Genomic DNA, 14386 nt, shown 5'->3' with positions numbered 1-14386 from the left:
ACTAAGCAAAAATGAAAAAAACAGGCAAAGTGATTTGCCTGTTTCCTATACAGATTATATTACGAATTTGTTTCTGTGAGATAACTAATAGGTTTATTCACGTCAACTTTCGTACCAGCAAAATGTTCTTGAACATATTTTTTCACCGCTTCAGTGTGATAAAGAGTTCCAAGCTTTTGTAATACAGGATCATTTTTTCTTGAATCAGCTACAGCTAAAATGTTGACATTCAGCTTCGTGCTTTGGTCAATTGGTTCATAAAAGATAGAATCTTTTAGAACATTTAAACCACCTTCCATTGCAAGGGTATTCCCCAATACAATCGCATCAACTTCATCTTTAACGCGTACAGCAGTTGCCATTTGAATTGGTTTAATATCGAGTTTTTTCGTATTTTCGATAATATCGCTTGGTGTGCCTTTTGCTGGATCAAAGTCAGCTTTTAATTTGATCAAACCAGCACTTTGTAATAACAATAACGCACGAGCTTCGTTTGCAGCATCGTTTGGAATTGCGATTGAAGCACCTTCAGCAAACTCTTCAACTTTTTTGACTTTGCTTGAATAGATGCCCATAGGTTCTAAGTACGTCGTTGATACTGGTGCAATCTTATCTTGATTTGAAGCATTAAAAGCAACAAGGTAAGCATATGATTGGAATGCATTCACATCGACTTCTTTATTTGCTACAGCTGTATTCATAGCTACATAGTCTGTAAAGTTTTTCACTTCAAGCTTGATACCAGCAGCTTTAGTTTCTGGCAAGGTCGCAATAAAACGCCAAATATCAGCATCTGAACCTGTTGATGCCATTACAACGGTTTGTAATCCACCCGCTTCATTTTTTTGTTCTGCTTTGGTGTCAGGTTGTTTACTGCACGCTGCAAGTAATAACACAGACACACTTAAAAAAAGACTAATTAGCTTTTTCATGTGTAAATCCTAATCGGAATAATGCTTAGTAAATAATCCGCTAATGCATTACTTAAGAGCTATAGGGTTCTTGTTACAAAGAGGTGAGTCGGTTCAAAATTTAGTGTTATGAACAGGCGACTGATCGGATTATTTGCAACAACAGAAAATCAAGAACGTTGATCTTAAGGATTTGACTTAAGCATACTGGTTCAATAATTTTCATATCAAATCGAGATTAGCTGATACTTTTCGAGTTAAATTTCATATTCTTATTCATATATAAAAGAATATGTATAAAACTAAAAGTACTCGCCGAAAATTTTGGCAATCATAACAATAATTTGGGTTCTGTTATAGTGTTCTATTTTGTACTTGTGGGTATAAATATATGATTATTAGAAAAATAGTTTAATTTTGGTAAAAGTAAATAAATGATACTTTTGTAGTTTTTTCTAATGGTGGAAATGTCAGATTTTATTGAATTAGTGATATATATTTTTCTGAATTTAATATTTAAATAATGAATAAGGAAATGATTTTTATGCTCATTAAAGAATAAAAAAGCCTTCCGAAGAAGGCTTTTGTTAATTAACCAAAGCTTATTCTGCTTTTTCACGTGCAATTGCGCGATAACCAATATCACTACGATACTGCATACCTGTAAATGTCACTTGACCACATACTTCTAGTGCATTGATTTGAGCTTCTAGAACGGTGTCTCCAAGCGCAGTTACGCAAAGCACACGACCACCTGCAGTAATCACATGACCATCTTCAGTTGTTGCAGTACCTGCATGGAAAATTTTTGTATCTTCTGGAGATTGACCAATACCTGATATCACATCACCTTTGCGTACAGTTTCAGGATATCCTTCAGCTGCAAGTACAATGCCGATTGATTTACGATCATCCCATTCGGCTTCACTTGGCAAGTTACCAGCAATACCAGCTTCTACTAAATCAACTAAAGATGATTTTAAACGCATCATGATTGGTTGAGTTTCAGGATCACCAAAACGACAGTTAAACTCGATCACACGTGGTTGACCTTGTTCATCAATCATCAAACCAGCATACAAGAAACCAGTATAAACATGACCATCTGCTGCCATACCATCAACAGTAGGACGCATAACTTCGTTCATTACGCGTTCAAATACTTCCGGTGTAACAACTGGAGCAGGAGAATACGCACCCATACCACCCGTATTTGGACCTTGGTCACCTTCAAAAATACGCTTATGGTCTTGTGAAGTTGCCATCGGTAAAATGTTTTTACCGTCGATCATGCAAATGAAGCTTGCTTCTTCACCTTCGAGGAATTGCTCAATCACAACACGCGATCCAGCATCACCGAATTTGTTGCCCGCTAACATATCATCAATGGCATCAAAAGCTTCTTGGTTAGTCATCGCAACGATAACGCCTTTACCTGCAGCTAAACCATCAGCTTTAATTACAATAGGGGCGCCATTCTGCTCGACATAAGCCTTAGCAGCATCCACTTCAGTAAATACATCATAAAAAGCAGTTGGAATGTTATGACGTTTTAAGAAATGTTTAGCGAATGCTTTTGAACCTTCAAGCTGAGCTGCGTATTGAGTTGGACCCCAAATTTTTAGACCAGCTTCGCGTGCTGCATCCACAACACCGTTTACTAATGGAGCTTCAGGTCCTACGATCACTAAAGCAACATCATTTGCTTTGGCAAAAGCAATAATTGCTGGATTATCTAAAATATCAAGTTCAACGTTTTCACATTTGTCTTCAGTTGCAGTACCGGCATTGCCTGGCGCAACAAAAACTTTAGTCACTTGTGCATCTTGTGCGATTTTCCATGCAAGTGCATGTTCACGGCCACCGCTACCCAAAACTAAAATATTCATTATTAATTTATTTCCTTTTTAAGTATCTCAAGTACATCCACTAAAAATAGAAAATTCCCCCTTGAGATGCAACTAAAACATCGCAAGAGGGATTTTTTAAATCTATTAGTGACGGAAGTGGCGCATACCAGTGAAGACCATTGCAATACCAGCTTCATCTGCTGCAGCAATCGTTTCTTCGTCGCGCATAGAACCACCTGGTTGGATGATACATTTGATACCAGCTTTTGCAGCGTTATCAATACCATCACGGAATGGGAAGAATGCATCAGATGCCATAACTGCACCTTCAACCACTAAACCAGCATGTTCAGCTTTGATCGCAGCAATACGAGCAGAGTTCACGCGGCTCATTTGACCTGCACCTACACCAATGGTTTGACGGTTTTTGGCATAAACAATTGCGTTTGATTTCACATATTTTGCAACTTTCCAAGCAAAAATCATGTCATCAATTTCTTGTTCAGTTGGCGCTCGTTTAGTCACAACTTTAAGATCATCTTTAGTGATCATGCCTAAGTCTTGATCTTGAACTAACAAACCACCATTGACACGTTTATAATCAAGTTGCGGCGCACGTGCATCAATCGCTGGAAGCTCACCGCAAACCATGACACGGACATTTTTCTTCGCACCAGTGACTTCAAGTACACCTTCTGCGATGCTTGGAGCAATAATCACTTCAACAAACTGACGATCAACAATCGCTTGAGCAGTCTCTACATCTAATTCACGGTTAAATGCGATGATGCCACCGAATGCTGATTCTGGATCTGTAGCATATGCAAGGTCATAAGCTGCTTTAATGCCATCTAAAGAAACAGCAACACCACATGGGTTTGCATGTTTAACGATGACACAAGCTGGTTTAGCGAATGATTTTACGCATTCAAGTGCAGCATCAGTATCAGCGATGTTGTTATAAGAAAGTTCTTTACCTTGTAATTGCTTTGCAGTTGAAACTGATGCTTCTTGAGCATTTGCTTCAACATAGAACGCTGCATTTTGGTGTGGATTTTCACCATAACGTAAATCTTGTGCTTTATTTAACTGCGTATTGAATGTGCGAGGGAATAAATCTGCTTCACCCTCAGCTTTACCAACACGTGCTCCTAAATAAGATGCGATCATGCCATCATATTGAGCAGTATGTTCAAATGCTTTAACTGCTAAATCAAAACGAGTCTCGTAAGAAAGAGCTCCATTTGTCTTTAACTCTTCAATTACAGCATCATAGTCAGATGCATTCACAATGATACCAACTGAAGCATGGTTTTTCGCAGCGGCGCGAACCATAGTTGGACCGCCGATATCGATATTTTCAATCGCATCTGCAAGAGAGCAGTTTGGTTTTGCAACTGTAGCTGCAAATGGATAAAGGTTTACAATCACCAAATCAATCGGATCGATGTTGTGTTCTTGCATTACAGCTTCGTCCAGACCACGACGAGCTAAAATACCACCATGAATTTTAGGATGTAGTGTTTTTACACGACCATCCATCATTTCAGGGAAACCTGTATGCTCAGAAACTTCTACGACAGCGATGTTGTTGTCTTTAAGCAACTTATAAGTACCGCCAGTAGATAAGATCTCTACCCCTAGAGCAGCAAGGTTTTGAGCGAATTCAACGATTCCAGTTTTGTCGGAAACAGAGATTAAAGCACGTTTGATAGTCATGATTTTGGTCAACAGTTTGAAGTCTACAGATTAAAACAATTAAGCATAAAAAAATGCCCACGAGAACGTGAGCATTTTATCAATTATTCACTCATTAAACCGTGAGCTTTTAACTTTTTACGCAAAGTACCACGGTTAAGGCCTAAAATCTCGGCAGCACGAGTTTGATTGCCACGAGTATATTCTAAGACCACAGATAAAAGAGGTTTCTCCATTTCTGCTAAAACCATGTCATATACTTGAGATGGTTGCTCACCTTGCAACTGTGCAAAATAATGACGAACTGCGCGATCTACATGGATGCGAAGAGCGACATCAGATTGAGCCGTAAAAATAGGAGATTTGCTATTCATGCGTGTTAATCCGAAAAATCAAATATCACTTGGGTAAAGTGATATATAAATGTGGTCTAAATTACTGAGCCCTGTTTTAGATCCTAAAACAGTGACTCTAAAACAAAAGGACTATTAGCTTGCCACAAATCCTCGAATTGTGTAAAAAATAAGCGTAACAATAGTTAAATATTTGTTACAGCCTACTTTCAAAAACAAAAAAACCAACAATGCGCTTATAGAATTAAAGCACAGTTCGTTTAACGATTTTATTGTTTATAAATAACGAGGAGTAAGTAGGTCAAAGCATTCGTGGCGCGTATCATACCACTGTCTGCGAAAAAGTGAGCAAATTAACTGCACTTTTTTTTATTTTTTTGTCACTTTTTTATGCTTTTAGGGCTGTACAATTTCTAAACTATAGTTGTCGAAGCTATTTTTACTTTGTTCAACGGTAAATTCGAATTTAAATGGGCTGTTTGAAGGGATGCGTTGAATCGGTTTTAGACTGTCTACTAAATAGTCTTGGGGTTTGAGTGTGATATCCGTAACTGTCTCACCTTTGTCTTTAAGGATGAGTCTAATCGAAGGAATCAAGACACTATCTTTATGATGATTGATCAGCACACCCGAAAACATTGTTTCGTTTTTACTGTAGCGTTTAACTTTAACTTTCTCAAAACTTAGATATTTATATTGTTCATCAAGTGTTTTGCAAGTCAAAACACCACATGCATAGTTAAAGATACGGTTTAAAGCAGGGCTTTCATGCATAAGCTTTGGGTTAAACCATAAGATTTGGAAAGCGAATACCAAAATGAGGACAATATTACCGATTCCCCAAAGACTGTAATATAGCCAACCGTGTTGTTTTGATGTTGGTTCATGATCAACCAATAAAGCATCTTCGGATAAATTTAAATTTGGTAATGCTGTGACTGGCTCAGTATTAAAATAATTTAAATTGTTTAGATAGGTCAAAAGATCGATATTTGAGTTTTCAATTTTTTGATCGAAAATACTTAAAATCTGCATTTGCTTTTCAGCAAAGCTGCTATCAGGTTGGATAGAGGAGAATAGTGAACGATTGGTTTGTGTAGGAATCGTTTCGTTTGTCTCTGTATTTAAAAGATTGGTCAGTGCATTAAAGTTAATAACGCACTTAGGACAACAAACCATGCCCTGAGCAACACTGAGTTGTGAAGGGGTCACTTTATACACGGTTGAGCATTTAGGGCAGCGGGTTTGTTTTTCACTCATGAGGAACAATATTCTCAAATTGTTGTTTTGCGTTTTCCTGAAATGCGACACCAGTTCTCTTCGCGCTTTTCGATCTCTAATATATCAAAAAACTCAGAGTAAACACTAGAAACATCAGCAACTTGCTCTTCGATTACACCGGCAAGTGCGAACTCTCCCTCATTTTTAATTAAAGTTGAGAATTCAGGCGCTAAAGCCATTAGAGGTGCAGCTAGAATATTTGCAACTAGTATGTCCGATTGTTGACCTTTAAACTCGTTATTGAATTCTTCTGGTAAGCCAACGTACAGACGCTCAAGTACACCATTCAACTCTGCATTTTGTTTTGTTGCTAGAACAGCCTGTGGATCAATGTCTGTGGCATATACTTTTTTAGCACCTAATAGAAGAGCAGCAACACCCAAGATGCCTGACCCACAGCCGTAATCAATCACGATTTTATCTTTTACATCAGTCTTACCTAGCCATTGTAAGCATAGGAATGTACTGGCATGGTTACCTGTACCGAATGCTAAGCCTGGATCCAGTTTAATGTTGGTTGCATCTGCTTCAGGTGGCTCTAACCATTCTGGTACGATCCAATATTTTTCACTAATTTGAATTGGTTCGTAATAATCCATCCATGCGCGTTCCCAAACTTGGTTTTCTAAATACTCATGGCGCATTGGAACATCAGGGAGTTGTGCTTTTAAAAATGCTTCTAAAGTATCAACATCAATTGGGTCATCTTCTTCTTGTTGATAAATGCCCGTTACAATGACTTTATTCCAAAGAGGGGTTTCACCTGGTAATGGCTCAAGCAGTGCTTGATCTTCGGCATCATCTAGCGTAACGCTTACAGCACCCAAAGAAAGGAGCAAAGTTTCAGTTAGTTCAACTTGTTCTTGATCGACAGTAATATGAATTTGTAGCCAGTTCACAGGAAAACCTAAGTTAATGTATTTTGGTTATTGTAATAGATTCAGACCATGCAGAGGGATTATAAAATAGACTGATTACAATTTTAAGATGTTTTTCCAAACATAATTCTTTTGATATAGCCTGAACAAAAAATAAGGATGCTGAACAGCATCCTTATATAACTATATATAGGTGTCCAATTTCTTATGGAGCTGTTTGTTCAATTTGTGGAGCTGATTGTTCCATTGGAGGAGGTGTCATTTCCATAGGCTGAACAGGCGCACTCACTGGTCGAGGTTCTGATTGTGTTTCTGAAATCTTAGTTTGAGTTTCAGGCATTGCATTATTCGCAGGCATTGGAGGTTGGAATGCTAATTTACCAGCTTCATTTGGCTCACATGTACCATTAAAGACAACACCTTTGTAGGCAAATGAAATCATATCACCTTGTTTTTTGCCCTTACATACTTGTTGATACTTTTGAGTTTGTGCATCAACTGTGGTTTTTGCATTGGTTTGTGCTGTTACAGCAAAACACAGGCTACAAATAAGCGTCGAAAATAAAAGCTTAGTGTTCATATCATTTTCCTAAAGTATTTGTTATGCACTAATAATGATAAGAATTTTTTGAATCGGAACAGTGGATATCAGGTTAATAGTTATAAGTCCATGTGTTAACAATGCATGAAAAGTGCAACATTAAGTTTTATTTTGTATATATTTAAATCAAGCTAAGCAGATGGGGATTACAAGAATATTGACGGATTTTGTCAACTTAATAGAAAACTTCTGTATAATACTCTGTCATTTTTTAAATACACATTACCACTATGCACTATCCTAAAGTTTACGACGTTATCGTAATTGGTGGCGGTCACGCTGGTACGGAAGCTGCGCTTGCGGCGGCTCGTATGGGAAGACAAACATTATTGTTGACGCATAATATTGAGACTTTGGGGCAGATGAGCTGTAACCCAGCGATTGGTGGTATTGGTAAATCGCACTTAGTTCGTGAGATAGATGCGCTTGGCGGTGCAATGGCGCTTGCTGCTGATAAGGGCGGTATTCAATTCCGTATTTTAAACTCGCGCAAAGGTGCTGCTGTGCGTGCGACGCGTGCTCAAGCAGATCGTGTTCGTTATAAAGCTGCCATTCGTCATACTTTAGAAAACCAAGCGAACTTGGATATTTTCCAACAAGCTGCTGATGATTTAATTGTTGAAGGCGATACCGTTAAAGGTGTTGTGACCCAAATGGGTATTCGTTTTGATACCAAAACCGTTGTACTCACTACGGGTACTTTCTTAGGTGGTGTCATTCATATCGGGTTGCAAAATTCTAGTGGTGGTCGTGCAGGTGATCCTCCTTCGATTGCTTTGGCGCATCGTTTACGTGAGTTAAAACTTCCAGTAGGTCGTTTAAAAACGGGTACACCACCGCGTATTGACGCACGTACTGTTGATTTCTCTGTGATGACACCACAACCGGGTGATTTTCCATCTCCAGTGATGTCATTTATGGGTGATGTATCGATGCACCCTGAACAAGTGAACTGCTACATCACTCATACCAGTGAAAAAACCCATGAGATTATTCGTGGTGGTTTAGATCGTTCACCTATGTATACAGGTGTGATTGAAGGGGTAGGTCCTCGTTACTGTCCTTCGATTGAAGATAAAATTCATCGTTTTGCTGATAAAGATTCGCATCAGGTATTTCTAGAGCCTGAAGGTTTAGATACGCATGAGCTTTATCCAAATGGTATCTCAACCTCATTGCCATTTGACGTTCAGTTCAATCTTGTACGTTCGATTCGCGGTATGGAAAATGCTCATATCTTGCGTCCAGGTTATGCAATTGAATATGACTATTTCAACCCGCAAGCATTGAAATTTACTCTTGAAACTAAAGCAATTCAAAACTTGTATTTTGCTGGTCAGATTAATGGTACCACTGGTTATGAAGAAGCAGGTGCTCAAGGTTTACTTGCTGGTTTGAATGCAGCACGTCGTGCTTGGGAACAAGAAGAGTGGACACCAAAACGTGATCAAGCATATATGGGCGTACTGGTAGATGACCTGATTACATTAGGGACTAAAGAACCATATCGTATGTTTACCTCACGTGCAGAATATCGTTTGATGCTTCGTGAAGATAATGCAGATCAACGTTTAACTCCAATTGGTCGTGAACTCGGTTTAGTTGATGACGAACGTTGGGCTGCATATAGCGAAAAAATGGAAGCTGTTGAGCGCGAGACATCACGTTTACAACACTTATGGGCAGCACCGAATAACCCAATGGGTAAAAAGTTTGTTGAAATGACTGGTGCGGACCTAAGTAAAGAGTGCAGCGCGATTGATTTATTGAAACGTCCAAATATTAATTTTGGTCAAATTGCTGAACTTACAGGCTCAGAGGTTTCTGAACAGGTCGGTGAGCAAATTGAAATTGCTGTGAAATATGAAGGTTATATCAACCGTCAACATGATGATGTTGCTCAGATGAAACGCCTTGAAGAAACGAAGATTCCAGCTGACTTTGAATATGATGGTGTTTCAGGTTTATCTCGCGAGATCACTCAAAAGCTTAAAACAGTTCGCCCTGAAACTTTAGCGCAAGCAAGCCGTATCCCAGGTGTGACTCCTGCAGCAGTTCAGTTGGTGATGATTACGATTCGTAAAAATAATATGGCGAAGAAATCTGCTTAAATATTATTAATAGATTCTTGATCTTAGAACTAGAAAACACCCTTTTTATTAAAGGGTGTTTTTTTATGATTGAATTAATAGATGTGAAATGTTTGTTTGGATAGAGCAGGTGTGGTAAATGAAAAGTTGGATATTTTTATTTGTAGCGATCACAGCAGAAGTGATTGCGACATCTGCACTGAAAAGTAGCGAAGGGTTTACAAAGCCATTTGCTTCGATCATTGTGATTTTAGGTTACATCATTGCATTTTATTGCTTATCTTTGACCCTGAAAACAATTCCAGTTGGTATTGCTTATGCGATATGGTCTGGGGTAGGAATTGTATTCATCACGACCTTTGCTTGGTTTTTCTATGATCAAAAATTGGATCTATGGGGAATTATCGGCATAGCATTAATTATGTGTGGTGTGTTGATTCTAAACCTTTTATCAAAATCTAGTCCGCATTGATTTATTTCCGAATAATAATTAAAACCGAACGAAGCGTTCGATTTTAATTTAATGTTTAATCATTTTTATAAAGTAACTTCGATACCTAGACGCAGATTTTTCTGATCAGATTGAGTATTTGCATCAATTTCCGCATAAGCTTTTGGCAATAAACGACGAGCTAATTTATTGACCCTGTTTTCCATCCATTTAGGCATGCTGATTGCCAAAAGATTGGTCTCTGTTTTAGAAGCATCAGTCATCACTCGTGTACCCATAATGTAATCAAACCAAGGTTTAGTCACACACCAATTCGCGTTTTGATTGCTGGTCATGTGATGATCATAATGCCAAGGGATACGTTTCTTTGCATACTCAGGATCGAGATGGGATTTGGCGTGGACTTTCCAATAATTCCAAATTCCATAATACAAACCTGCCGTAAAAAATGGAGCAACAGGTAGAAAAACCGTTGCTGCGGCTGTTAAACCAAACAATGCCGTTTTCTCATTATAGATTTCAGCATTTTTAAACATCGATTCAGCGTAACCCTCATCGTGAAAAGCATTTAAACGTGCACGTTTATGGTGAGCAATATGTGTGAAAAAAGGGCTATTTCTGTTTTTACTTGGAAATTCATGTAGCCAAACTTTGTGAAAATACCATTCCATCCCATTTGCTACAAAAACACCGACAGGAAAACCGATCATGTTAGATTACCTCTAAAAGCAATGATCGAAGTGTATAAATATAAATATTAAATATTTTGACTGCACTGACAGTATTTTTATGCCTGATCAATCAAATCCATTTCTCTTACGTTGTCGATATGCAGTCGGGGTTTCCTTAGTCCAGCGTTTAAATGCTCTCGAAAAAGCAGAAGGTTCTGAAAAACCTGTTAGGTAGACAATTTGATCAATCGACTCATCGGTTTGGGAAAGTAGGCGTCGTGCTAATCTTTCGCGATATTGAGCAATCACTTTTTCATAGGTGGTATTCAGTAATTGTAAATCTGCTCTTAAACTACGTGCGCTTTTGTTGAGATGCTCAGCCACAACATTCTGATCAAATTTTCCTGATTCTAATAAACCATTAGCAAGAATTTTCTCAATTTCTCCAATCAGTTGATGCTTATTCAATAGATCAAGTTGAGATTCTGCATGATGTTCATGCATTTTTAATAGTTCGGGTTCATGTGCAGGCGAAGGATAATTAAGAATTTTAGATTCAAATAAAATAGCACCATGTCTTTGACCAACTAAAACATCGCAATTCCAAACTTTTTTATATTCTTCTTGATCAGCAGCATTTTCATATGGAAGTAAAACTTGAAATGGAATGAATGCATCATTCGTAATGTATTTGAAAAAATTAAGTAAAATACCAATCGCACATTCTAGATAATGTCGTACAGGATGCTCTAATCCATATAATCCAACAGTATTCTGATCAACTACTTCTAACTGAAAAGACATCGCATTGGTGAGAAGAGCTTGGTATCGTAGCGTTCGTTTTAATCCCTCGCCAAAGGTAGGACTACTAAGAAAAAGATATTCTATGACTTGACCGCGAAATGGAGGTACATTACCTCCGACATGAAGTCCGATATCTGAATCTTCACTAATTTTCTCAGCAGCATCCCAGAAACGTCTTTGTGTAGAATTATCACGTCGTACTGACTTGTCAGGAGGTTGATCAGGTAAATGAACACTTGCAAAAATGTTTGCGGCATCTAAATCCATTTTTTGCATGGTTTGATACACCATCCATAAAAAAATGCCAGCATCGCTTGCTTTATTTGTGATCATGTTTGAAGGTTAAATAAACTTTTAAAACAATATACTATGTTCTTTTATCATAGAAATGAAATGTTTGTTAGAAGCTTCTTACAGGCTTCTATTAAATAAACTTTATATCTCATTAAAAATTTTTCTCTGTCATACAATCAAAGAAATAGCCATCAACTGGAATAAAAAAGCCAGTTGTGATAACTGGCTTTCTTGAATATTAAAACTTCTTTTCAAGACTAAATTGAAGAGAGGGGATAGATTCATTAATTCGTGCTTGAAATAAGCGCCCATCAGATTGATTAGTTAATCTTTCTTTATAATTTGTTCCTAAAATATTGTTAGCATTTACACTAGCAGACCAACCATTTTTGAATCGTTTAGTTGCACTGAGGTCTAAACTGATACGAGCATTTGTTGTTCGATCATAAGGTTGATTATTTAAAGCACGAGTATATTCAGGGGTGTAACTGATATTTGCACTTGTAGAAAGTTGCCAAGGTTTAAAACTATATGAAACACCAGTGCTTGCATTGTATGGTGCAACGTCACTGACCAGTCGCTCAGATTTTTGCTCATCCTGAATTTTTGCACGGACAGTTGAGATCTGACCATTTAGCATGAATGAATGTCCAGCATTAGTTTGTTTTAATGCATAGCGACCACTTAGTTCAACTCCATACGTTGTCGCCTTATTTTGGTTTTGAGGGCGTTCAACATAGCGTTCGCCTTCGAGCATAATGACTTTTTCGATATAATCTTTAATTTCTCTATGGTACGCGGTTAGGCTCATACCACCGCTCGCAGAATCATAAGCAAGCGTGGACTCAGCGGCACGAATCTTTTCAGGTTTTAAATTTGGATTCCCACCACCGTCAGGATTATTTAAGCTACCTGCATCACTGTCAGTGGAGATAGTCACATTAGAAATTAGGCGGTCTGCATTCGGATTCCGAAATGCTTGGCTGATATTGGTTTGTAGTGACCATTGATCAGTTAAATCATACCGATATGCAAAAACAGGACTCAGGTGCTGGTCTTGATAATCGACTAAACCCGAACGTTTTAACCATTCTTGGCGAGCGCCTAAAGTAAACGTGTGTCGATCAATAAAGCGCCAACTTCCTTCGCCATAAACGGCATATCGCTGTTCATCTAGACTTTTACTAATATTGCTATCTAATTGATTATTTCGTGCATCAAACCCAAATTTAATTTGACGATCTTGATCTAACTTTCTTGTTCCATCGTATGCAAGACCATACTCATCAATGGTTTCATCTGTGTATGTCTTCGTTTCAGGTGTAAGGGTAAGTTGGCTTTCCGTTTGATATTCTACCGACAGTCGTAACTTATCACTTAGATCTTGATCTTTACGTTCGTAACGAGTGTTGAGTTTGATACTGTCATTTTTATCATCTTGAATTTGATTTCCTGAAGTGCCTTCCATCTTGATATTGCGATAAAATAATTCAGCGATTAATTTTTGTTGATCATCAAGTTCGTATTGTAAGCGTGGAGCAAACATTTGCATGTTGCGATTTACGGTACGTGACTGTTGTCGCGTTCCGATTAAATTTTCAGTTTTAGTCACAGACGTATTGTCAAACCACATTTGGTTAGCTGAAAGGCTGTATGACCATTGGTTTTCACGACCATCTGCTTGAACATTAATTTGTTTACGTTCAGCTTCTTGTTGCTCACTTTCTCTCAAGCCATAGCCGATTTTTACTGATCCATTTATACGTGTATCCAATGGTTCTTTTAGAATGATATTAATGACAGCTGAGGATGCAACAGAACTCTGAGCGACACTCGGTTGTTTAGTTACTTCGATTCTTTCAATCATTTCAGGGCTAATGGTATCTATGACAGACATCCCACCACGTGGGCCACTTTGAATAGGTTCACCATTTACGAGAAAAGTTGGTGCACCTCCACCACGAAAACGCATGCCTGAAGCACCACCTCCACCACGAGGTCCTTGTCCAAATACTGGAATTTGAAATCCTGCGGCACGGCGTAAAGCATCCATGACTGTTTGATCACCGTATTGAAGCATTTCTTCTCGTGTAATAATTGTTTTTGCAACTGCGCTGATATCTTGGTCTTTTTGTTTTTGAGTCTCAGATGTGGCTTTGAAAGAAAGCGTTGGCAGGACTTGAGTAGGTAACTCTGCGACTGCTGACGAATTTGTATTAGTTAGTGTATCAGTCGCAAATAGTGAGCTACTTATACTCAGTAGAGTAGAGCTGAGTACACTTAATTTTCCATAATTATGCGAGATTTGCATTGAAAATGCCCCAAAAGAAAGATCAAATTTTTATGGGCTTAGATTAATGTAAAATCATGAAGAAAAATCGAATTTACGCATGAACAGAATTAGAAATGGAAAAAATAATCTTTAATTTTGAGAATCATATTGTTATGAATAAGTAGTGTGTTTAATAAATAGACGTTAGTGTCGTATTGTTGCGAAATATGAT

At 38.0% G+C, this 14386-nt stretch carries 12 protein-coding genes; 2 read left to right on the top strand and 10 right to left on the bottom strand.

Annotated features, from left to right (window positions below):
* Positions 1 to 59: 59 nt before the first annotated feature.
* From H2677_RS10335 to H2677_RS10305, 7 genes are all read right to left on the bottom strand, one after another.
* The gene (locus H2677_RS10335) at positions 60 to 932 is read right to left on the bottom strand and encodes a MetQ/NlpA family ABC transporter substrate-binding protein (protein ID WP_087536070.1); all 873 of its coding nucleotides are present in this window, start codon (positions 930 to 932) and stop codon (positions 60 to 62) included.
* A gap of 581 nt (positions 933 to 1513) precedes the next feature.
* Positions 1514 to 2800 (bottom strand): phosphoribosylamine--glycine ligase, encoded by a 1287-nt coding sequence (purD, locus tag H2677_RS10330; RefSeq protein ID WP_004955161.1) that lies wholly within the window; start codon positions 2798 to 2800, stop codon positions 1514 to 1516.
* 105 nt (positions 2801 to 2905) lie between these two features.
* A complete protein-coding gene (gene purH / locus H2677_RS10325; RefSeq protein WP_212638485.1) occupies positions 2906 to 4480 on the bottom strand; it encodes a bifunctional phosphoribosylaminoimidazolecarboxamide formyltransferase/IMP cyclohydrolase in 1575 nt (524 codons plus the stop codon).
* Positions 4481 to 4563: 83 nt separating this feature from the next.
* Positions 4564 to 4833: a DNA-binding transcriptional regulator Fis gene (gene fis, locus H2677_RS10320; RefSeq protein ID WP_001086304.1), complete on the bottom strand. Its 270-nt coding sequence runs from the start codon at positions 4831 to 4833 to the stop codon at positions 4564 to 4566.
* Positions 4834 to 5208: 375 nt separating this feature from the next.
* Positions 5209 to 6072 (bottom strand): DUF3426 domain-containing protein, encoded by an 864-nt coding sequence (locus tag H2677_RS10315; RefSeq protein WP_005402340.1) that lies wholly within the window; start codon positions 6070 to 6072, stop codon positions 5209 to 5211.
* Between the two features lie 14 nt (positions 6073 to 6086).
* Positions 6087 to 6992 carry a 50S ribosomal protein L11 methyltransferase gene (gene prmA, locus H2677_RS10310; RefSeq protein WP_168154393.1) on the bottom strand — a complete coding sequence of 302 codons (906 nt, stop codon included), beginning with the start codon at positions 6990 to 6992 and terminating at the stop codon, positions 6087 to 6089.
* Between the two features lie 184 nt (positions 6993 to 7176).
* A complete protein-coding gene (locus H2677_RS10305) occupies positions 7177 to 7551 on the bottom strand; it encodes a hypothetical protein (RefSeq protein ID WP_004912249.1) in 375 nt (124 codons plus the stop codon).
* A gap of 251 nt (positions 7552 to 7802) precedes the next feature.
* Between H2677_RS10305 and mnmG the strand changes: the two genes are divergently transcribed.
* Complete coding sequence (gene mnmG / locus H2677_RS10300) at positions 7803 to 9683, top strand: tRNA uridine-5-carboxymethylaminomethyl(34) synthesis enzyme MnmG (protein ID WP_099948890.1); 1881 nt, start codon at positions 7803 to 7805, stop codon at positions 9681 to 9683.
* 118 nt (positions 9684 to 9801) lie between these two features.
* On the top strand, positions 9802 to 10134 hold the full coding sequence (locus H2677_RS10295; protein ID WP_212638484.1) for a DMT family transporter: 333 nt from the start codon (positions 9802 to 9804) through the stop codon (positions 10132 to 10134).
* Positions 10135 to 10199: 65 nt separating this feature from the next.
* Here the strand turns inward: H2677_RS10295 and H2677_RS10290 are convergent, their stop codons facing one another.
* The 3 genes from H2677_RS10290 to H2677_RS10280 form a co-directional block, all read right to left on the bottom strand.
* On the bottom strand, positions 10200 to 10823 hold the full coding sequence (locus tag H2677_RS10290) for a sterol desaturase family protein (RefSeq protein ID WP_212638483.1): 624 nt from the start codon (positions 10821 to 10823) through the stop codon (positions 10200 to 10202).
* 87 nt (positions 10824 to 10910) lie between these two features.
* Positions 10911 to 11921, bottom strand: coding sequence for an AraC family transcriptional regulator (locus H2677_RS10285; RefSeq protein ID WP_099948888.1), 1011 nt, complete (start codon positions 11919 to 11921; stop codon positions 10911 to 10913).
* Positions 11922 to 12120: 199 nt separating this feature from the next.
* A complete protein-coding gene (locus H2677_RS10280; RefSeq protein WP_212638482.1) occupies positions 12121 to 14193 on the bottom strand; it encodes a TonB-dependent receptor plug domain-containing protein in 2073 nt (690 codons plus the stop codon).
* Between the last annotated feature and the right edge of the window lie 193 nt (positions 14194 to 14386).

Origin of the sequence: Acinetobacter junii, assembly GCF_018336855.1 — a bacterium.
GTDB lineage: Bacteria > Pseudomonadota > Gammaproteobacteria > Pseudomonadales > Moraxellaceae > Acinetobacter > Acinetobacter junii.
The sequence above is the reverse complement of the archived record's forward strand: the minus strand, read 5'-3'. Positions and strand labels throughout refer to the sequence as shown.

Bases quoted from the DNA above. Each gene is read 5' to 3' on its own strand.
- H2677_RS10335 (WP_087536070.1), bottom strand. From the start codon at position 932: ATGAAAAAGCTAATTAGTCTTTTTTTAAGTGTGTCTGTGTTATTACTT.
- purD (WP_004955161.1), bottom strand. From the start codon at position 2,800: ATGAATATTTTAGTTTTGGGTAGCGGTGGCCGTGAACATGCACTTGCA.
- purH (WP_212638485.1), bottom strand. From the start codon at position 4,480: ATGACTATCAAACGTGCTTTAATCTCTGTTTCCGACAAAACTGGAATC.
- fis (WP_001086304.1), bottom strand. From the start codon at position 4,833: ATGAATAGCAAATCTCCTATTTTTACGGCTCAATCTGATGTCGCTCTT.
- H2677_RS10315 (WP_005402340.1), bottom strand. From the start codon at position 6,072: ATGAGTGAAAAACAAACCCGCTGCCCTAAATGCTCAACCGTGTATAAA.
- H2677_RS10305 (WP_004912249.1), bottom strand. From the start codon at position 7,551: ATGAACACTAAGCTTTTATTTTCGACGCTTATTTGTAGCCTGTGTTTT.
- mnmG (WP_099948890.1), top strand. From the start codon at position 7,803: ATGCACTATCCTAAAGTTTACGACGTTATCGTAATTGGTGGCGGTCAC.
- H2677_RS10295 (WP_212638484.1), top strand. From the start codon at position 9,802: ATGAAAAGTTGGATATTTTTATTTGTAGCGATCACAGCAGAAGTGATT.
- H2677_RS10290 (WP_212638483.1), bottom strand. From the start codon at position 10,823: ATGATCGGTTTTCCTGTCGGTGTTTTTGTAGCAAATGGGATGGAATGG.
- H2677_RS10285 (WP_099948888.1), bottom strand. From the start codon at position 11,921: ATGATCACAAATAAAGCAAGCGATGCTGGCATTTTTTTATGGATGGTG.
- H2677_RS10280 (WP_212638482.1), bottom strand. From the start codon at position 14,193: ATGCAAATCTCGCATAATTATGGAAAATTAAGTGTACTCAGCTCTACT.